Origin of the sequence: Halosimplex marinum, assembly GCF_051414075.1 — an archaeon.
In the GTDB taxonomy this organism is placed as follows: Archaea; Halobacteriota; Halobacteria; order Halobacteriales; family Haloarculaceae; genus Halosimplex; species Halosimplex marinum.
The window spans coordinates 36,708-53,902 of the sequence record NZ_JBLKNY010000001.1 but is presented as its reverse complement, the minus strand read 5'-3'; the positions used below and the strand labels follow the sequence as shown (position 1 = coordinate 53,902).

The 17,195-nt window shown below is 68.7% G+C and carries 21 protein-coding genes; 13 read left to right on the top strand and 8 right to left on the bottom strand.

Going from position 1 to position 17,195, the window contains the following annotated elements; translation table 11 throughout:
• Positions 1–244 precede the first annotated feature (244 nt).
• The 4 genes from ACMGFI_RS00260 (at position 245) to ACMGFI_RS00245 (ending at position 2,745) form a co-directional block, all read left to right on the top strand.
• Positions 245–799 (top strand): DoxX family protein, encoded by a 555-nt coding sequence (locus ACMGFI_RS00260; RefSeq protein WP_436906553.1) that lies wholly within the window; start codon positions 245–247, stop codon positions 797–799.
• 132 nt (positions 800–931) lie between these two features.
• Positions 932–1,273: a 2Fe-2S iron-sulfur cluster-binding protein gene (locus ACMGFI_RS00255; RefSeq protein ID WP_436906552.1), complete on the top strand. Its 342-nt coding sequence runs from the start codon at positions 932–934 to the stop codon at positions 1,271–1,273.
• A gap of 21 nt (positions 1,274–1,294) precedes the next feature.
• Positions 1,295–1,597, top strand: a complete 303-nt coding sequence (locus ACMGFI_RS00250) for a hypothetical protein (protein WP_436906551.1) — start codon at positions 1,295–1,297, stop codon at positions 1,595–1,597.
• 62 nt (positions 1,598–1,659) lie between these two features.
• Complete coding sequence (locus ACMGFI_RS00245; RefSeq protein ID WP_436906550.1) at positions 1,660–2,745, top strand: S66 peptidase family protein; 1,086 nt, start codon at positions 1,660–1,662, stop codon at positions 2,743–2,745.
• A gap of 43 nt (positions 2,746–2,788) precedes the next feature.
• Here the strand turns inward: ACMGFI_RS00245 and ACMGFI_RS00240 are convergent, their stop codons facing one another.
• Together ACMGFI_RS00240 and panB are read right to left on the bottom strand one after the other, a co-directional pair.
• Positions 2,789–3,181, bottom strand: a complete 393-nt coding sequence (locus ACMGFI_RS00240) for a TFIIB-type zinc ribbon-containing protein (protein ID WP_436906549.1) — start codon at positions 3,179–3,181, stop codon at positions 2,789–2,791.
• Positions 3,182–3,256: 75 nt separating this feature from the next.
• Positions 3,257–4,087, bottom strand: a complete 831-nt coding sequence (gene panB / locus ACMGFI_RS00235; RefSeq protein WP_436906548.1) for a 3-methyl-2-oxobutanoate hydroxymethyltransferase — start codon at positions 4,085–4,087, stop codon at positions 3,257–3,259.
• 528 nt (positions 4,088–4,615) lie between these two features.
• Between panB and ACMGFI_RS00230 the strand changes: the two genes are divergently transcribed.
• The 5 genes from ACMGFI_RS00230 to ACMGFI_RS00210 all read left to right on the top strand — a co-directional run bounded on the left by ACMGFI_RS00230 (position 4,616) and on the right by ACMGFI_RS00210 (position 9,172).
• Positions 4,616–5,236, top strand: a complete 621-nt coding sequence (locus ACMGFI_RS00230) for a YIP1 family protein (RefSeq protein ID WP_436906547.1) — start codon at positions 4,616–4,618, stop codon at positions 5,234–5,236.
• Between the two features lie 82 nt (positions 5,237–5,318).
• Positions 5,319–5,582, top strand: coding sequence for a hypothetical protein (locus ACMGFI_RS00225; RefSeq protein ID WP_436906545.1), 264 nt, complete (start codon positions 5,319–5,321; stop codon positions 5,580–5,582).
• A 132-nt stretch (positions 5,583–5,714) separates the two neighbouring features.
• Positions 5,715–7,940 carry a DHH family phosphoesterase gene (locus ACMGFI_RS00220; protein WP_436906544.1) on the top strand — a complete coding sequence of 742 codons (2,226 nt, stop codon included), beginning with the start codon at positions 5,715–5,717 and terminating at the stop codon, positions 7,938–7,940.
• A 39-nt stretch (positions 7,941–7,979) separates the two neighbouring features.
• Complete coding sequence (locus tag ACMGFI_RS00215) at positions 7,980–8,534, top strand: cupin domain-containing protein (RefSeq protein WP_436906542.1); 555 nt, start codon at positions 7,980–7,982, stop codon at positions 8,532–8,534.
• A gap of 68 nt (positions 8,535–8,602) precedes the next feature.
• Entirely contained in the window at positions 8,603–9,172 is a 570-nt protein-coding gene (locus ACMGFI_RS00210; RefSeq protein ID WP_436906540.1) for a hypothetical protein, read from the top strand.
• A 58-nt stretch (positions 9,173–9,230) separates the two neighbouring features.
• Here ACMGFI_RS00210 and ACMGFI_RS00205 read toward each other — a convergent pair whose 3' ends face one another.
• From ACMGFI_RS00205 to ACMGFI_RS00190, 4 genes are all read right to left on the bottom strand, one after another.
• Positions 9,231–9,608 carry a cupin domain-containing protein gene (locus tag ACMGFI_RS00205; RefSeq protein WP_436906539.1) on the bottom strand — a complete coding sequence of 126 codons (378 nt, stop codon included), beginning with the start codon at positions 9,606–9,608 and terminating at the stop codon, positions 9,231–9,233.
• 77 nt (positions 9,609–9,685) lie between these two features.
• Positions 9,686–10,015 (bottom strand): type II toxin-antitoxin system PemK/MazF family toxin, encoded by a 330-nt coding sequence (locus tag ACMGFI_RS00200; RefSeq protein WP_436906538.1) that lies wholly within the window; start codon positions 10,013–10,015, stop codon positions 9,686–9,688.
• Positions 10,016–10,387 (bottom strand): winged helix-turn-helix domain-containing protein, encoded by a 372-nt coding sequence (locus ACMGFI_RS00195; RefSeq protein ID WP_436906537.1) that lies wholly within the window; start codon positions 10,385–10,387, stop codon positions 10,016–10,018. It lies immediately after the preceding gene.
• Between the two features lie 102 nt (positions 10,388–10,489).
• Positions 10,490–10,624, bottom strand: coding sequence for a hypothetical protein (locus ACMGFI_RS00190; protein ID WP_436906536.1), 135 nt, complete (start codon positions 10,622–10,624; stop codon positions 10,490–10,492).
• A gap of 127 nt (positions 10,625–10,751) precedes the next feature.
• Between ACMGFI_RS00190 and ACMGFI_RS00185 the strand changes: the two genes are divergently transcribed.
• Positions 10,752–12,434, top strand: coding sequence for a tRNA uridine(34) 5-carboxymethylaminomethyl modification radical SAM/GNAT enzyme Elp3 (locus ACMGFI_RS00185; RefSeq protein ID WP_436906535.1), 1,683 nt, complete (start codon positions 10,752–10,754; stop codon positions 12,432–12,434).
• Between the two features lie 69 nt (positions 12,435–12,503).
• Here ACMGFI_RS00185 and ACMGFI_RS00180 read toward each other — a convergent pair whose 3' ends face one another.
• Complete coding sequence (locus ACMGFI_RS00180; protein WP_436906534.1) at positions 12,504–13,442, bottom strand: hypothetical protein; 939 nt, start codon at positions 13,440–13,442, stop codon at positions 12,504–12,506.
• A gap of 142 nt (positions 13,443–13,584) precedes the next feature.
• On the opposite strand from ACMGFI_RS00180, the gene ACMGFI_RS00175 reads away from it, so the two are divergent.
• Positions 13,585–14,274 carry an MBL fold metallo-hydrolase gene (locus tag ACMGFI_RS00175; RefSeq protein WP_436906533.1) on the top strand — a complete coding sequence of 230 codons (690 nt, stop codon included), beginning with the start codon at positions 13,585–13,587 and terminating at the stop codon, positions 14,272–14,274.
• A 541-nt stretch (positions 14,275–14,815) separates the two neighbouring features.
• Here ACMGFI_RS00175 and ACMGFI_RS00170 read toward each other — a convergent pair.
• Complete coding sequence (locus tag ACMGFI_RS00170) at positions 14,816–15,391, bottom strand: MBL fold metallo-hydrolase (RefSeq protein ID WP_436906532.1); 576 nt, start codon at positions 15,389–15,391, stop codon at positions 14,816–14,818.
• Between the two features lie 185 nt (positions 15,392–15,576).
• Here ACMGFI_RS00170 and ACMGFI_RS00165 point away from each other — a divergent pair, with 185 nt between their 5' ends.
• Positions 15,577–16,158: a HalX domain-containing protein gene (locus tag ACMGFI_RS00165; protein ID WP_436906531.1), complete on the top strand. Its 582-nt coding sequence runs from the start codon at positions 15,577–15,579 to the stop codon at positions 16,156–16,158.
• Positions 16,159–16,171: 13 nt separating this feature from the next.
• Entirely contained in the window at positions 16,172–16,831 is a 660-nt protein-coding gene (locus ACMGFI_RS00160) for an RAD55 family ATPase (protein ID WP_436906555.1), read from the top strand.
• Positions 16,832–17,195: the final 364 nt, after the last annotated feature.

Here is a 17,195-nt window from a genome sequence, read left to right as displayed (position 1 = left end):
CCCGCCCCCCCCCCCCCCCCCCCCCCCCCCCCCCCGCCCCCGAACCAAAACAGGGGTGAAAAGGCGCGGCTCGTTCGCTTCGCTCACTCGCCGCGATGAACCGCGCGCCTTCGGCGCGCGGATGCTCAGTACAGACGATTCACTGATCGATCTATTCAGGCTACGCATTCAAAGCGCGCAGTCTCCCAATTTCATGCTGAAATTGCCAAGCGCCTTTATGATATGTCTGTGTCTTTCCCGTGTAATGTCTTCACAAGAGGTACAACTCAGGAGTACAGTCGCGGGATTCACAGCGGAAGGGCGACTCCATACGCTGAGTGTTTGGTTCATTTTGGCGTTGCGTCTGATGATGGGGCTGGCGTTCTTCCAGAGTGGCTTCGACAAAGTGTTGTCCGGAAGCTTCAGCGCATCGGGATACCTACAGAATGCGCCGCCAGCCAACGGGAGTCCCGTCGCCGATCTGTTCGTTACGATGGGCAATACTCCATGGTTCGTTGATTTCGTGAACGTGGCTGTTCCATGGGGAGAGGTACTCATAGGATTGGGTCTCCTGTTCGGTGCATTGACGCGCCTCGCTGCGTTCTGGGGCGCATTTATGATGCTGATGTTCTACCTTGGAAACTGGGATATCTCCCACGGCTACATCAACGGTGACTTTGCGTATATGCTCGTATTCCTCTCGGTCGCCGCATTCGGGGCCGGCCGTATTCTTGGACTCGACGCCTATCTCGAACAGTACGAGATCTCCGGACAACCGCTCGTTGAGCGGTACCCATGGATGCGGTACATCCTCGGGTAACGTCGTCTTCAGACTCCGACGAGTCCAATTCAGGATGTGTGGTGGCGGTAATTACGCACGCCGTACTGAGCATCCTCGGAGCCCCGAGGTCCGGCATAAAGAGTAAAGGCGCAGAGTGTCGAAACGCACGCCATGACCGAGTACACCGTGGAGTTCGCGGGGACCGGCGAGACGATTACGGTCTCCGACAAGGAGACCGTCCTGAGCCGGTGCATCGAGGAGGGCATCGCCCAGGAGTACTCCTGCCGGGTCGGGATGTGTCTCGCCTGCTCGGCGAAGATCGAGGAGGGCGAAGTCACCCAGCCGGCCGCCCGCGGGCTCACCGAGGAGGAAGCCGAGAGCTACGCGCTGACCTGCATGGCCCGCCCGCAGTCGGATCTGGTCCTCGACCGCGGCAAGTACCCGCCCAGCATCGAGGACGATGTGGCTCGCGCCGCGGGCGCCGACCCCGACGCCGCCTCCGCCGACGACTGACCGTCCCCGAGCCGAGTCCCCATGCAGGTCCTCCGCGCCGTCGGCGTTGCCTTCCTCAGTGTCGTCGACGCGCTCGTCCCCTCCGTCGTCGTTGCGCTCACCGTCCTCTTTATCTCGGCGGACCCGTGGGTCGACGCCGCGAACCCGTGGGTCCTGTCCGCCGGCGCCGGCGTCGCCGTCTTCCTCGGCACGCTCGCGGTCGGCTTCGCGACGACGATGCTCGGCCACGGCCCGTTCCCGGTGACCCGCCTCACGAAGCGGCTCTGGGAGTGGTGGCATCGCCCCTGGTTCGCCGGTCGCGATCGGCGCGGTCGCGGTCGGTAGGCCGTGCTACTGTTTCCCACAGCGGCGCAAACGGTTTTCGCGTCGCGCCTGAGAAGTCGGGTATGAGTAGCGACGCTCCCGACGAGTTCGTCACGCCGCCGCCGGCACAAGCGGGCGACCGGGTCGCGGTGGTCGCGCCCTCCGGCGGCGCGGCGACGGTGTTCCCGGACGTGCTGGACCTGGCGCTCGAACGCCTGCGCGACCGCTTCGACCTCGATCCGATGGTCTACGAGACCGCCGAAGCCGACCCGGACGAACTCCGCGAACACCCCGAGATGCGCGCCGCGGACGTACACGAGGCGTTCCGCGACCCCGACATCTCGGCGGTCTTCGCCACCATCGGCGGCGACGACCAGGTCCGAGTGCTGAAACACCTCGACCCCGAGGTCCTGCGCGCGAACCCGACGCGGTTCTTCGGCATGAGCGACAACACCTGCCTCGCCAGCTACCTCTGGACCCAGGGGGTCGTCTCCTACTACGGCGGGCAGTTGCTCAACCAGGTGGCGACACCCGGGCACTTCCCCGAGTACACCGAGCGGTACCTCCGCCGCGCGCTGTTCGACGAGTCGCCGGGCGAACTGGAACCGGCAGAGGAGTGGACCGACGACGTGGTCGAGTGGGGCAGCGAGGAGTTTCCCGAGACCGAGCCGGAGTACGAGGACAGCGACGGCTGGCGGTGGGACGTACCCGACGAGCGGGCCGGGGACGCGGTCACGGGCCGGCTCTGGGGCGGCTGTCTCACCGTCCTCCAGTGGCTGCTGGCCGCAGACCGTGGGGTCCCCGAGCCCGCGGCGCTCGACGGGGCCGTCCTCGCGCTGGAGACCTCCGAGGAACTCCCGAGCGCCGACGAGGTGCGGCGGATCCTGACGTGCTTCGGCGAGCGCGGCCTGCTGGAGCGGTTCGACGCCGTCCTCGTCGGCCGCCCGCAAACCCGCAGCCGCGAGGACGACAGGACCGACGACGAGCGCGAGCAGTACCGCGCGGACCAGCGTGCGACCGTCCGCGAGTGGGTCCGCGAGTACAACCCAGCGGCGCCGCTGGTCTTCGACCTCGACTTCGGCCACACGAACCCGACGGTTCCGATGCCGATGGGCGGGCGCGTCGCGATAGACACGGCCGAGCGGGCAGTCGAGTTCACCGGCCGCTGACGGCCGCGCAGTTCCGGATGTCGTCCGGGTCGCGGGTCGCCGGTCAGATCTCCTCTTCGCCGCCGAACTCCTCCTCGCCACCGAACTCTTCCTCGCCGCCCCATTCCTCTTCTTCCTCTTCCCATCCCTCTTCGTCCTCCCACTCCTCGTCCTCGCCGCCGCCGAGCGCCGAGGTCACCGCACCGAGCAGCCCCTCCTCCTCCTCTTCCTCGTACTCCTCCTCGTCGTCCAGGTCCACGTCGATGTCGTGGTCGGAGTGGCTGTGGCCGTGTTTGTGGTGTTTGTGATGTTTCGATCCCGTGAGTTCTTCCAGCTCTCCGGGGTCGAGCCAGACGCCGCCGCAGTCCGGACAGTAGTCGATCGTCACGTCGTGTTCCTCGCGCTGTTCGAACTCCGCGCCGCACTGGGGGCAGTCCAGCGAGCGGTCGAGCACCATGCCATCGACCATCATGACGCAGAACCAAACAGTTTTCGGTCGTGACACGACCGCGGAAGCCGGAGAACCGCGGCCTCAGTCCTCGTCGACGGGGTCGAAGGCGTTGTCCCGCGTCGGGAACTCTCCGGTCTCGACCTCGTCGACGTACTGTTCGACGGCGCGGCGGATCTCCGAGTCGAGGTCGGCGTACTGCTTGGCGAGGCTGTACTGTTCGCCGCCCAGCCCGAGCACGTCGGAGACGACGAGCACCTGCCCGTCCACGTGGCGGCCCGAGCCGATCCCGATGGTCGGCACGTCGACGGCCTCGGTGACCTCCCGGGCCACGCCCTCGCTCACCGTTTCGAGGACGATCGAGAACGCGCCGGCGTCTTCGAGTCGCTCGGCGGTCTCGACCAGCGCCTCCCCCGGTGAGGACGTGTCGGTGTCCCGACCCTGGACGTAGGCGCCCCCGATCTGGTGTTTGCGCTGGGGCGTGAGGCCGACGTGGCCCTGGACCGGGACCCCGAGTTCGGTCAGCCGGTCGACGATCTCGATCGTCGTCTCGCCGTGGGGCGCGGTCTCCAGCTTGACGGCGTCGGCGCCCGCTTCCTTGAGGAAGCGGCCGGCGTTTTCCACCGACTCTTCCATGGACGTGCCGTAGGTGAGGAAGGGCAGGTCGGCGACGACGAACGCTTCGTCCGTGCCCCGGACGACCGCGGCGGTGTTCGACAGGGCCTCCTCCAGGGTGACCGGAAGCGTGTCGTCGTAGCCGAGGTGGTTGTCCCCGGCGCTGTCGCCGACGAGGATCATGTCGACGCCCGCGGCGTCGACCTGCCGGGCGATGGGTGCGTCGTAGGCCGTCAGCATCGTCAGGGGCGTCCCGTCCTCGTACTTCTCGTAGAGGTCCGGAATTGTCGTGCGAGACATCGCGATTGGTCGCTCTTCGACGGCCAGCGGTTTATCAGTTGCCGGACTCGGACCGAGGGCGTTCAGTTCGGGTTGTGAGTTGAGCGGTTGTTTCTGTTTCTAATGTCGCGAAACGAGGTCGAACGAGAGTGACCGGAAGAGACAGCGGGCGGTGAAAGCCCTCGGCACGCTCGCGGTCGCTGAGTCGGATATCCGCGCGTCGAACAACCGCACCGCACGGCACTCGCGCGGATAGTGCCGACTCAGACGACTGCATGAACGCGAGCGCGCCTCGCCCTTTCAGTCCGCCAGGGACCGCGACCGCCCCGCACAGCACCGCAGACGGCCACGACCCTCCCCAGCCGATTCACTCGCTTCGCTCGCTCATCCCTCGCGCGGCTACGTCGCGGCACGGAGGCCGCGACAGCGCGCGCCGTGTGGATTGTTCCATAGCCGTCCTGTACTGGACACGTGGATACGGCGGCGCGGAGCGTTGTCTTCCGAAGCGGATGAGAAAGCGTGATTGGGGCCCGCGCCCTACCCCCCGCCGTGACACAGTGGGTCGAGAACCCGACGGGCGGGCGCGACAGGGGGCCGGCCGCGCTCGCACGCGCGTGGGCGGAGGTGCTGGTCAGGCCGCGCCGCCTCTTCCAGTCGGGCGTGGCCCCGGGCGACCAGGCGCCGGGACTGGTGTTCGCCGGCGCGGTCGTCCTCGTCGAGGAACTGACGCGCGTCGCGACCGGCGCGGCCGCCTATCCGGTGTTGAGCGGACAGCCGTTCCTCTCGACGGTCCTCTTCCTGGCGCTTGCGGTCGTGCTCGTCGCGCCCGCGGCGCTGCACCTGACGGCGGCGCTCCAGACGCTGATCCTCATCTCGACGGCCCCCGACCGCGCGGGCGTCAGCGAGACGGTGCAGGTCATCGCCTACGCTACGGCGCCCTGTGCCTTCGCCGGGTTCCCCTACCCGGGCGTTCGCGTGGCCGCGACCGCGTACGCCGCCGTCCTGCTCGCCGTCGGCGTCAGCGACGTACACGACGTGTCCCTGCCGAAGGCCGCCGTCCTGACGGCCGTCCCGGCGGCGCTGGCCTTCGGCTACGGCTTCCGCGGGTTCGCCGCGCTGTCGGAGCTGACCGGGCTGACGTGGGCCGACGTGGCCGCGACCCTCGGCTGAGCCGGGACTGGAACCCGCGCCGTCGCCGTCTCGTCCCGAGCCGACCACGGTCGTTTATGCGCGCGCCGGTCGGATCGCCGGTATGCTCACGCTCGACTTCGAGGAGTTCGCGTTCGAACTCAAGGACGGCGCGGTCAAACACGTCGGCCCATCGAACACGTCTGCGACGGCGAAACTGTACGACGTGGAGGGCGTCGACGTGCGGGAGTTCGGGGACAAGCGCGTCAAACTGGCCTTCGAGGACGCCGAGGGCAACGAGGTCGAGGTGGCGCTGTTCCCGGAGGCGGCCGCGGAACTCGCCCGCGGGATCGAGGTGCTCGAAGACGACAGTCCGGTCTTCGAGTGACAGGGGCGACGGGATCGGCCCGTCGCGGTCGATAGCGGCGGTCTCCGTGGCGAACGCGGGCGGGGAGGGGGCCGGCGCGGTGACGGACGCGTTTCGACAACCGTTTTAGGCCCGGGGCATTTCTACCTGCCAATGGGTTCGTGTATCATCTGCGGGAAGTCTGTCGACGGTCGCATCTGCGACCTCCACGAGGAAGACGTCGTCTTCGAGTTCCGCGGCAACCAGCCCGACCAGCTGACGGTCGACCGCTACTACCGCGGAACCGTGGACGGGTACGCCGAGTTCGGCGTGTTCGTCGACATCGGCGACAGCGTCACCGGACTGCTCCACCGGAGCGAGCTCGACCAGCGGCTCGAGAGCCTCGAGTGGGACTCCGGCGACACCGTCTTCGTGCAGGTCAAGCAGGTGCGTGACAACGGGAACGTGGACCTCGGCTGGTCGATCCGCCAGGCCGAGGAGGAGTTCCGCGGCACCCTCGTCGACGACCCCGAGCAAGGCGCACCGTATCTCGAAGAGGACGAGTCGGGAAATGAGGACGCGGCAGCCGACGACGGTTCGGCTGCCGACGCACCCGACGCGAGCGAGGAATCCGACTCGGACGACTCGGACGCGACCGAAGCCGAGTCCGGGGACTCGGACGTGACGACCCGCGGCGACGAGAGCGACGGTACCGGCGAGAGCGACGCTACCGACGACGCGCCGACGACCGCCGACGCGGCCGCGACCGAGACGCCGGCGACGGCGACCGAGAGCGACGCCGGGGCCGGATCCGGCGACGGCGGTGCTGCGGCCGCCAGCGGCGGTGGCGCGGCCGCGGTCGCCGAGGAAGAGCCGGATTCGGAACCGGATGCGGAGCCGACGCACGTCGCCGTCGGGACGCTCGCCGACCGGGTCGGCGAGACGGTCCGACTGGAGGGCGTCGTCGAGAGCGCGCGTCAGACCAGCGGCCCGACGGTCTTCGAGGTCCGCGACGAGACCGACAGCGTCGAGTGCGCCGCGTTCAAGGAGGCGGGCGTCCGCGCCTACCCCGAGATCGGGGCCGACGACGTGGTCCGCCTGGACGGCGAGGTCCGCGAGCGGCGCGGCGAGCTCCAGGTCGAGACCGAGGCGCTGGTGAAACTCGAGGGCGACGAGCGCGAGACCGTCGAGGACCGGCTCGCCGACGCGCTGACCGAGCAGGCCGAGCCCGACGCGGTCGACCCGCTCGTCGCCGACGAGACCGTCGAGGCGCTGAGCGAGGACGTGCGCGAGGTCGCGACCGCGGTCCGCCGGGCGGTCCTCGAGGAGCGGCCCGTCGTCGTCCGCCACGCGGCGACCGCCGACGGCTACGTCGCCGGCGTCGCGCTGGAGCGGGCGACGCTCCCGCTGGTCCGCGACCAGCACGACCAGCACGACGCGGTCTACCACTACTTCGACCGCCGACCGCTGGAGGAGGGCGTCTACGACATGGACGACGCGACGAAGGACGCGACGCGGATGCTGGAGGCCCGCGAGCGCCACGACGAGAAGCTCCCGCTGTTCGTCTTCGTCGCCGCCGGCGCCACCAGCGAGTCGCTGGACGGCTTCGAGCTGCTCGACCTCTACGGCGCCGGCCGCGCGCTGGTCGACGACGTGGCGGTCGACCCCGAGGTCGACGAGGCGGTCGACGCCGCCGTCGCGCCCGACGGGACCGAGGCGCGGGAGACGACCGCCGCGACGCTTTCCGCCAACGTCGCCGCCCACGTCAACGACGACGTGCGCGCGGACCTGCAGCACCTCCCGGCGGTGAGCTACTGGGAGGACACGCCCGAGGCGTACGCCGAGGCCGCCGACGAGGCGGGCTACGACGAGGCGGCCGTCCGCGAGGTCCGCGAGGCCGTCGCGCTGGAGGCGTACTACCAGTCCTACGAGGACAAGCGCGAACTCATCACCGACCTGCTGTTCGGCGAGGGCGACGGGCCCGGCGGACTCGCGGGGCACGTCAGCGAGCAGTTCCGCGAGAAGCTCGACGCGGAGATCGAGACCGCGGAGGCCAACCTCGACACCCAGACCGTCGAGGGGACCGACATCGCGGTGCTCGACACCGACGCGTTCACCCACCGCTACGAGTTCCCGCCGACCGCGCTCCTGCTGGACGAACTGCACCGTCGCCACCGCGACGACGTGAGCGCGGTCATCGGCGTCTCCGACGACGAACTCCACATCCGCAGCGACCGCGCCATCGACGTGCGCGACGTGGCCGACCGCGCCCGCGAGTGGGTGCCCAACGCCGGCCTCACGGCCACCTCGGCCCGCGCCGGCAAGCTGGAGTACATCGCCGGCGAGCGCTCCGCGGTGCTCGACACCGTCATCGACGTGGTCGCTGACGAAGTGGCCTGACGACGGACCTTTTTGCCCCACCTCGCCGTTCGCTTACCCATGAGCGACGGCCAGGCGACCGGCGACGACAGTGACGACGCGACCGTCGTCTCCGAATCGGATCTGGACTGGGACGAGTACGACCACGGCGAGCGGCAGTTTCGACGGAAACAACTCGGAATCGCGGCCGGCGGCGACGACCTGGGAACGAGCCTCTACGAACTCGAACCCGGCAATCGCACGTGGCCGCGCCACTACCACGCCGGCAACGAGGAAGCGGTCTACGTGCTCGCCGGGAAACTGACGCTGTTTCTCGGAAGCGGCGAGAGCGGAGACGGTGACGGCGATGACGCCGAAGAGACCGAACACCGCCTCGAACCGGGCGACTACGCCGCCCTGCCGAGCGGGCCGGACCACGCCCACGAGGTCGAAGCCCGGGGCGACGGGACCGCACGCTTCCTCGTGGTCTCGACGATGAACGAGCCCGATCTATCCGTACTCGTCGAGCGCGACGCGGCGATGCTGTTCGCCGGCGGCGCGCCCGGCAACTACGACGACCGCTACGTCTCGAAGACCGTGGACCTTGACGCGGAGGTCGACTACTGGGACGAGTAGCGCGGCTCGGTCAAAGGTCGAGTTGAGCCAACGGAAGCCGTTTTCCGGTGGGGAACGACTCGACGGGTATGCGACGACGCGCCTTCGTGGCCGCCCTGGCGCTCGGGTCGGTGGGCTGTCTCGGTCGGCCCGGGCCTGGAACCGGCGGACCGACGGACGACGGAACGGACGCCGAGCGAACGTCCCCGACACGGACCGTCGAACCGGCGGAACAGGAGGCTCCCCAGTCGGACCCCGAGGCGGAATCACCGGACGAGACGTACCGCCTCGGTGACGGGCCGCCGAGCGGCGCGGAGGCGCACGAACTCGTCGTCTATCGGGACGGCCCGGTGCGCCCGGTGACCGTCGAGGTGTCGGCGCCGGCAGCCGACATCGACATTTCGCCGACGCCCCAGCTGGAACCCGGTGCGTACCTGCTGTTCGAGCTGACCGAGCGGGTCGACTACGAGGTGGCCGTCCACGTGAAGGGCGGGACGTGGTACGGGTTCGACATCGCGGCGAGCTACGTCGACTGCAACGACTCGCGGACGACCGTCCGGGTCCCCGACTCGGAACCGGTCGGGTACGGGACGTTCACCACGTCGATGGCCTGTTCGGTCGGGACGGCGTCGGAGCCGACGGCAGACGGTGGCGACTGACGGCCACAGACTCGGCCGACCCGCCGGCGGTGGTCCACAGCCTTCTAGCCGCCCGCGCTCACTCGCGCGGGTCGAACACCCCGCGGCGTAGCCCCTCGCGGACGGGCTCGTGTTCGGCGTCGGTCGGCGGCGGCGCGGTCACGAGCAACGCCTCTAGCCGACCGCCCTCGTCGGCCTTCACGCCGCGGTCGACGCCCGCGGGGACGGCCACCACGTCGCCGGGGGCGACCTCGTGGTCGGTGTCGCCCTCGCGGACGACGCCCGTGCCCTCGCGGACGTGGACGACCACGTCGCTGTCGGGGGCGTGGACCGGAATGAACTGGCCGGGCTCGAAGTAGCCACAGACCGCCTTCAGGTGGTCGCTCTTGAAGAGCCCCTGCGCGGAGAACTGGTCGTCGTCGTACTCCCGTTCGGCGTCGAAGTCCGTCGCTGGCATATCGTCTGGATCGACGGCGCCGCGGGGAAAGGCCGCTGGCCCGAACAGGTTCGGCCGCGTCGACGGCGACCTTCGACCTATCCGGTCCGGAGGTACGCGTTCAGCTCTCGGCGAACCTCGTCGACTGCCGCGTCGGTCGCTTCCGCGGGTTGTTTGTCGACCATCCAGTCCTTCAGCGTCACGACCGACCACGGGGAGACGTAGGAGGTGCGTGGCAGCCGTCCCCGCTCGAACCTGTCGTCGGTGAGTTCGACGGCCTCGTCCCGGGCCGTCGTCGTGACGACCGCCGCGACGTACTCCTGGCCGTGGAAGGGAACGGTATCGTTCGAGAGGACCAGGTACGGGCGTTTCGGGCTGTCACCGAACGGGTCCGCGGCGACGACGACTGCCCCCTGCGAGTACGCCATTCAGTCCCGCTCCTCGTCGCTCAGGTCGGGTAACTCCTCGTCCCACCCGTCGTTCTGCGCGTACCAGTCGTCGCCGTACGCGTCGGCGGCCGCTTCGATCCCGAGGAAGGAGGCGGCGGCCGATGCGATCCGGTCGTCCTCCGCGATCGCCCAGTAGGGTTCCTTGTGACGGACGAGGCCGGCGGCTTCGAGCCGGTTCAGCGTCGGGCCGACACTCCCGCGGGGGACACCGGTCTCCTCCGCCAGTTCCGCCGGCGTGTACCCCACGGTCGGCGTCTCCAGCAGGAACTCCAGCAACTGCCTCGCGTTGGTGCCCTCGGACAGGTCGACGCGCGGGTCCCCCGGGTCGTGCGTCTCGAAGTCGACGGGCATGTACGAGAATTGTACTCGAACTGTATTAGATATTCGGGGCGTCACACGTCCGACCAGTGGGGGTCGGTGGGACCCCGTCCGCGCTCGGGGAGTGGTCGCGAGTCAGTCGCGGACCGCACGAACCGCTTTCTTAGCCCCGTAGTAGGTCCACTCGGCCGAGTAACAGAAGACGCAGCCGCGGAACTTCGGCCTGGTCGGCCCGTCGTCGGACTCGCCAGCGTCGGCTGTGGCGGTCATGGTCGGACGCGAGGACTCGCCAGGCAAGAAGGTACCGGCGGTGTGCACGCCCAGCGCACGGACCGAGACGGGTCGCGAGGGCGAGCGACACGCTTATTCGCGCCAGGCGACGATCCCTGACAACGCGATGAGCACCGAGACGCCGGACGCGACCGACTCCGATCCCGACGAGCCCGAGGCCTTCCTGCAGGCCTGTCGGGAACTCGTCGACCGGATCCTCGCGGGCGAGATCGAGAAGGACGAGGTGGAGCAGGCGAAAAAGGAGGTCTGCGGGAAATACTCCTCGCCGAAGGTGCCGCGCAACTCCGACCTGATCGACTTCGGCCCCGACGACCGCCGCGAGGAACTGGAGGAGGTCCTCCAGCGCAAGCCCGTCCGGACCGCCTCGGGCGTCTCCCCGGTGGCGATCATGACCTCACCCCATCGGTGTCCCCACGGGAAGTGCCTCTACTGTCCCGGGGGCCCGGACTCCGAGTTCTCCAGCGCGCAGAGCTACACGGGCCACGAGCCCGCGGCGGCCCGCGGGGTGCAGAACGACTACGATCCCTACGGGCAGGTGCGCCTGCGGCTCGAACAGCTCCGGCAGATCGGCCACCCCGTCGACAAGGTCGAGCTGATCCTGATGGGCGGGACGATGACCGCCCGGAGCCACGACTACCAGGAGTGGTTCGTCAAGCGCGCTCTGGAGGCGATGAACGAGTACGACCCCGAGAGCGACCCGAACCCCTCAGAAGAGGAGAGTTTCGCGCAGGACCCCGAGGAGTACGAGTTCAGCTACCTCGAAGACGTGATCGCCGAGAACGAGACGGCGGACGTGCGCAACGTCGCGACGACGTTCGAAACCAAGCCCGACTGGTGCGACCCCGAGCAGATCGACCGGATGCTCGACCTGGGCGCGACGAAGGTCGAGGTCGGCGTCCAGACCACCTTCGAGCGGATCAACCGCGAGATGCACCGCGGCCACGGCGTCCAGGCCTCCATCGACGCCAACCGCCGGCTGCGGGACTCGGGGTTCAAGGTCGGCTTCCACATGATGCCCGGCCAGCCCGGGATGAGCAAGGAGATGTGCCTGGAGGACTTCCGGCGGATCTTCGAGAACACCGACTGGCGGCCGGACTTCCTGAAGATCTACCCGACCCTCGTCGTCGAGGGGACGGTCACCTACGACTGGTACCAGCGGGACGAGTTCGAGCCGCTGGACAACGAGGAAGCTGCCGAACTCGTCGCGGAGATCAAGTCGATGATCCCCGAGTACACGCGCCTCCAGCGCGTCCAGCGGGACATCCCCGCCGACTTCATCGAGGGCGGCGTCTGGAAGTCCAACCTCCGCCAGCTCGCCCGCCAGCGCATGGACGAACACGGCTGGTCCTGCGACTGCATCCGCTGTCGGGAAGTCGGCCACCACGACGAGGACCCCGAGGAGGTCACGCTCGACACCGATGTCTACGAGGTCGCGGGCGGCCGCGAGCACTTCATCAGCTTCGAGGACCGCGAGAAGGGGATCCTGGTCGGGTTCTGCCGGCTGCGGTTCCCGAACGACCCCGTCCGGCGCGAGTTGCAGGGCGCCGCCGTGGTCCGCGAACTCCACGTCTACGGGAGCGAAGTCGGCGTCGGCAAGTCGGCGGGCGACGGCGACGGGAGCCACCAGCATCAGGGGTACGGCAGGCGACTCCTCCGCGAGGCCGAGCGGCTGGCCGCCGACGCGGGCTACGGCAAACTGGCCGTCCTCTCGGGGATCGGCGTCCGACAGTACTACCGCGAGAAGCTCGGATACCGCCAGGACGGCCCGTACGTCTCGAAGCGGCTGTGAACGGCCGGAACGAGCGCACGGCGAGCGCTCAGCCGTTTTCCCCAGAGGATCGCGCGACCGCGTCGCCGGTCACGGTTCCGGCGGGGGCGTCTCCTCAGGTCGCGTGGGGCCGTCGTCGTCGGTGACGTAGCTCCCGTAGTCGATCTCGGCCCAGTAGAGCCCCCCGTCGTAGCGGACGACGTAGGACCCGCCGTAGTCGGTCTCCTCGACGGGTTCGTGTGCGCGGAACCGGTCGACCAGCGAATCGAACGCCTCGTTGTCGCTGTCCTCGATGTAGTTGGTGCCGTTCAGCGCGTCCTCGACGACCGTCCGCTCGGCGTCGGAGAGGTCGGAGAGTTCGAACTCGTGGCGTTCGCGGAGCGAGTCGGCGTAGGCCTCGTGGCTCTCCGCGACCAGCCTCGCCTCGTAGCGGTAGACGGTCAGCTCCTCTCGTTCGGCCTGCACGTCGAGGGGATAGACCTCGCCCTCGTATCTGACCGCGTCGTACTCCTGTGTCGGGGCCAGTACCGACGATTCGGCGTCGCCCTCGGTGTAGATGGCGCCGACGCCGAAGTCGTAGCCCGGTTCGAGGGCGTCTTCGTCCGGCGGCCTCTGGGAGAGCACGAACTCCAGGGTCTCCCTGTCGACGGCCGGCAACTCGTCGTAGTCGACGACCACCCCGTCGACCGACGAGGCGTTGAAGTCGATCCGGATCCCGACGTCGTAGCCCGGCGCGGTCCCGTTCTCGGCGTAGTCGAGCGCGTAGAACCGCCCGTCGTGGCGGAAGGGCAGTTGCTCGTCGACCGGCGGGTGGTCGCCGACCGCCGTGGCGGTCCCGTTCTCGATCGCTCGTCGCACCACGCTCTCGTCGGCGTCCGGCGGCGCGTCGGCGGGGACAGGACGGCTCGCCTCCTCGGCGAGCGCGCGGTCGTCGACGGGGGAAAGCGAGAGTGACCCCGCCGCCGAGCACCCGCTCAGTCCCGCGAGGAGGGCGACGAGCGCGAGAGCGAGGACAGTCCGGCGTCTCATATCGGAGAGTCGCGGATGCGATATGAATGTCTTGTGCAAACCCAAACCGGGATTTGACTCTCGGTCCGCGACCGCCCGACAGGTCCCGAAACCGGGCGCGGCCAGTACCGTTTTCCCGCTCGATCGCCAACCACGGACACAGATGCCAACGGAACTCGCGGACGGGGTCTGGTTGCTCGACATCGGGCTGGTGCCGCCGTTCGCGACCAACGGCTACCTCGTCGACGACGGGACGGTCACCCTCATCGACCCCGGCCTCCCCTGGAACCGCCCCTCGCTCGGGTCGGAGCTGGGCGAGATCGGCTACGAGGTCGGCGACGTCGACCGCGTGTTCCTCACCCACTACGACATCGACCACACCGGCGGACTGCGGGCGCTCGACGGCGCGTTCGACGGGCCGGTGTACATCGGCGCCGACGACCTCGCGCTCGGCAGCGGCGAGAGCGACCCGAAACTGCTCCACCACAAGGGCCTCTTTCACCGCATCGCCCGCCGGATCTACCCGCTACCCGCCCACATGGACATCCGCGGCGTCGAGGACGGCGAGCAGATCGGCCGGTTCACCGCCTACCACACGCCCGGTCACAACCCCGGCCACACCGTCTTCGTCCACGACTCCGGGGTCGCCTTCCTGGGGGACCTCCTCTGGGAGGACGACGGTCGGCTCACCCCGCCGTTCTGGCTCGACTCCTACGATATGCGGGCGCTGACCGAGAGCATCCGCGACCTCAGCGAGCGGGTCCCGCCGTTCGAGGTCGCCGCGATGGGCCACGGTACGCCCCTGGTCTCGGACGGCCGCCGGGCGCTGCTGGAGTGTGCCGCCCGGTTGTGAGAACGTGAGTGGCTACGGATCGTTCTCGGTGTGGACCGAGCGGTTCTGTTGACGGAGTCGTGGAAGGATGTCGAGTGAACGCGACCGCAGTCGACGGTGAGCGCTGAAAGCCCTCGGCCCGCTCGCTATCTGGAGGATCGACCGCGGGAAACAGTAGCGGTGAAAGCCCTCGCCGCGCTCGCGGTCGCTGAGCGGGATATCCGCGCTCTCCGCACCGCCCGCGCGGATAGTGGCCCGCTCAGGCGACCAAGCAAGCGCGAGCCCGCCTCGCCCGTTCAGTCCGCCGGGAGAGCAAGCTCTCCCGAGCCCGCACTCACACGTTCGCGCGGACACCAGGGACCGCGACCGCCCCGCACAGCACCGCAGACGGCCACATACCTCCCCAACCGATTGCGTTACTCGTCGCAAGCTCCTGCGTTACTCATCCCTCGCGCGGTGCCGGCGCGGCACGGAGGCCGCGCCAGCGCACGCCGACCGCACCGCAACCACACGTATCTGGACTGGCGGCCGCTGACCGCGAACGTGTCGAGGACTTCCCGTCTCAGAACTTCGCGGCGCGGAGCGCGGTCTCGATGTGGTCGTAGGGGTCGTCGGTGACGCTGGGGCCGTGGCCGGTGTGCATCTCGGAGAGTTCCGACGAGACGGTGTCGCGGAGATACTCGATGCTGTCGATCAGGACCTCGCGGTCCCCCTCGGGGAGGTCCGTCCGACCGAAGCTCCCGTTTGCGAACACCAGATCGCCGGCGAACAGGACCTCCGGGCCGGCGGCGTAGAGACAGAGGTGGTCGTCCTTGTGGCCAGGGGTGTGCAGCGCCTCGTAGCTGTGGTCGCCCAGCCGGACGGTATCGCCGTCCGCGAGGGCGTGGTCGACGAGCTCATGGTCGGGGTCGAACCCCCACACGTCGCAGTCGAACGCCTCGGTGAGGGCGGCGGTGTTGCCGACGTGGTCGGGGTGGGTATGGGTGAGGACGACCGCGTCGAGGGCGGCGTCGCGATCCCGCACCTCGCCGACGGCGTCGAACTCGCTACCGGCGTCGACGAGGACGGTGCGTTCCCCGGTGACGAGGAAGGCGTTGCTGGTGAAGACCTGTTGACCCCGGGCGACGTTTTCGATCACGGGCGCCGGTAGTCGTGCGGGGGCGGTGAGCGTGTCGGTTCACGGCCGCCGCGAGCGGTCGAGTCCGGGACCACTCACAGCGGTCCACGAGACGGCGAAAATCCCGTCGCCTGTTGCTATCGGGCGCGAGACTCGGACCCACAGGGCTATGTGTGATGAACGACAACGACGGCGTAGAGAGCAGAATGACAGGATCGGAAACGCCAGTCGTACTCATCGTCGAAGACGAGCCCGACGTCGCCGAGACGTACAATCTCTGGCTCGCCGACGACTACGACGTCAGGATGGCCGGGAGCGGCGACGAGGGGCTGGCCGAACTCGACGACGAGGTCGACGTGGTCCTCCTCGACCGGATGATGCCCGGACTCTCCGGCGACGAGGTGTTAGAGCGGATCCGCGAGCGCGGGCTGGACTGTCGGGTGGCCATGGTGACGGCGGTCGAACCGGACTTCGACATCCTCGAGATGGGCTTCGACGCGTATCTCTGCAAGCCGATCCGGAGCCAGCAGCTCCACGAGACCGTCGAGAACCTGCTGGAACGGTCGACCTACGACGACCTGCTGCAGGAGTACTACTCGCTGGTGGAGAAGCAGGCGACGCTGGAAGCGACCAAGAGCAGCGCCGAGCTCGCCGACAACGAGGAGTACCTCGAACTGCGGGAGCGGGTCGACGAGCTGGAGGCGGATCTGTCGGACACCCTCGGTGGTATCGACGACGACGAGGACTTCATCGCGACGCTGCGGGGACTCAGCGATGTCGAGGAGTAGTGATTCCGGGACGATGTACGACCTGACCGACGTGCTCGACTTCGAGGCGCTGGAGTCGGTCCGCCCGGGGTCGAACATCCTCGTCTCCGGCCCCGCCATGAGCGGCAAGGAGGACCTGGCGATGTCGGTGCTGGCCGACGGCGCCGAGCGGGGCCAGGGCTCGCTGGTCGTCACGACCGGTGACCGCGCCGAGAACGTCCTCGAGGACTTCCTCGAACGGGCGCCCGAGGCCGACGAGTCGACCGTCAGCGTCGTCGACTGCCGCGGCGACGGCAGCCGCCGCGGCGAGGCCACCGCCGCCGGCAGCTACGTCTACCACGTCTCCTCGCCCGGCGACCTGACCGGCATCGGCATCGGGATCACCGAGTGCCTGGAGTACCTCCACAACAACGGCGCCGAGAGCGGCCGCTTCGCGCTCACGTCGCTGTCGACGATGCTCACCTACACCGACCGCAAGACCGTCTTCAAGTTCTGCCACGTCCTCTCCTCGCGGTTCGACTCCGCCGGCTACCTCGGCCTCTTTACCATCGACTCCTCGGCCCACGACGACCAGACGCTCCAGGTCATCAAGCAGGCCTTCGACGGCATGATCGAGATCCGCGAGGAGGAGGGTCGCCGCGAGGCCCGCGTCCTCGGCCTCGCCGGCCAGCCCACCGACTGGCAGGAGTTCTGACCGCCGTCGCGGTCCGGTGCCCCTGTTTTCCCGAGTCTCGGCCGCAGCCGGCCGCTCGCGGCGTGACATCGCCGGTTCTCCGACACATCGGTCGCCCAACCGTCGATAGATCAGGCTCGATCAATCGTAACGATAATTTCCGGACGAATAATCGATATTAGGTCCTACAACCCACCTTGTGGGCAAGGTTTATGCACGGGAATGGCAGATATGGAAGTGCAACGGTCGAACGCGAGAGCGTCCGACCGGGCACGTTCGAGCCACCGGGGTGACGCCCGGACCGAACCGACGAGCATCGCGCGCAAACCAGCCACTGCCAGCCACTGCAAGCCACCATCACCACTGGCCCACCACCGTGGTGCTG

Excerpts from the sequence above, each read along its gene's own strand:
- ACMGFI_RS00260 (WP_436906553.1), top strand. The coding sequence starts at position 245 with ATGTCTTCACAAGAGGTACAACTCAGGAGTACAGTCGCGGGATTCACA.
- ACMGFI_RS00255 (WP_436906552.1), top strand. The coding sequence starts at position 932 with ATGACCGAGTACACCGTGGAGTTCGCGGGGACCGGCGAGACGATTACG.
- ACMGFI_RS00250 (WP_436906551.1), top strand. The coding sequence starts at position 1,295 with ATGCAGGTCCTCCGCGCCGTCGGCGTTGCCTTCCTCAGTGTCGTCGAC.
- ACMGFI_RS00245 (WP_436906550.1), top strand. The coding sequence starts at position 1,660 with ATGAGTAGCGACGCTCCCGACGAGTTCGTCACGCCGCCGCCGGCACAA.
- ACMGFI_RS00240 (WP_436906549.1), bottom strand. The coding sequence starts at position 3,181 with ATGGTGCTCGACCGCTCGCTGGACTGCCCCCAGTGCGGCGCGGAGTTC.
- panB (WP_436906548.1), bottom strand. The coding sequence starts at position 4,087 with ATGTCTCGCACGACAATTCCGGACCTCTACGAGAAGTACGAGGACGGG.
- ACMGFI_RS00225 (WP_436906545.1), top strand. The coding sequence starts at position 5,319 with ATGCTCACGCTCGACTTCGAGGAGTTCGCGTTCGAACTCAAGGACGGC.
- ACMGFI_RS00220 (WP_436906544.1), top strand. The coding sequence starts at position 5,715 with ATGGGTTCGTGTATCATCTGCGGGAAGTCTGTCGACGGTCGCATCTGC.
- ACMGFI_RS00215 (WP_436906542.1), top strand. The coding sequence starts at position 7,980 with ATGAGCGACGGCCAGGCGACCGGCGACGACAGTGACGACGCGACCGTC.
- ACMGFI_RS00210 (WP_436906540.1), top strand. The coding sequence starts at position 8,603 with ATGCGACGACGCGCCTTCGTGGCCGCCCTGGCGCTCGGGTCGGTGGGC.
- ACMGFI_RS00205 (WP_436906539.1), bottom strand. The coding sequence starts at position 9,608 with ATGCCAGCGACGGACTTCGACGCCGAACGGGAGTACGACGACGACCAG.
- ACMGFI_RS00200 (WP_436906538.1), bottom strand. The coding sequence starts at position 10,015 with ATGGCGTACTCGCAGGGGGCAGTCGTCGTCGCCGCGGACCCGTTCGGT.
- ACMGFI_RS00195 (WP_436906537.1), bottom strand. The coding sequence starts at position 10,387 with ATGCCCGTCGACTTCGAGACGCACGACCCGGGGGACCCGCGCGTCGAC.
- ACMGFI_RS00190 (WP_436906536.1), bottom strand. The coding sequence starts at position 10,624 with ATGACCGCCACAGCCGACGCTGGCGAGTCCGACGACGGGCCGACCAGG.
- ACMGFI_RS00185 (WP_436906535.1), top strand. The coding sequence starts at position 10,752 with ATGAGCACCGAGACGCCGGACGCGACCGACTCCGATCCCGACGAGCCC.
- ACMGFI_RS00180 (WP_436906534.1), bottom strand. The coding sequence starts at position 13,442 with ATGAGACGCCGGACTGTCCTCGCTCTCGCGCTCGTCGCCCTCCTCGCG.
- ACMGFI_RS00175 (WP_436906533.1), top strand. The coding sequence starts at position 13,585 with ATGCCAACGGAACTCGCGGACGGGGTCTGGTTGCTCGACATCGGGCTG.
- ACMGFI_RS00165 (WP_436906531.1), top strand. The coding sequence starts at position 15,577 with ATGACAGGATCGGAAACGCCAGTCGTACTCATCGTCGAAGACGAGCCC.
- ACMGFI_RS00160 (WP_436906555.1), top strand. The coding sequence starts at position 16,172 with ATGTACGACCTGACCGACGTGCTCGACTTCGAGGCGCTGGAGTCGGTC.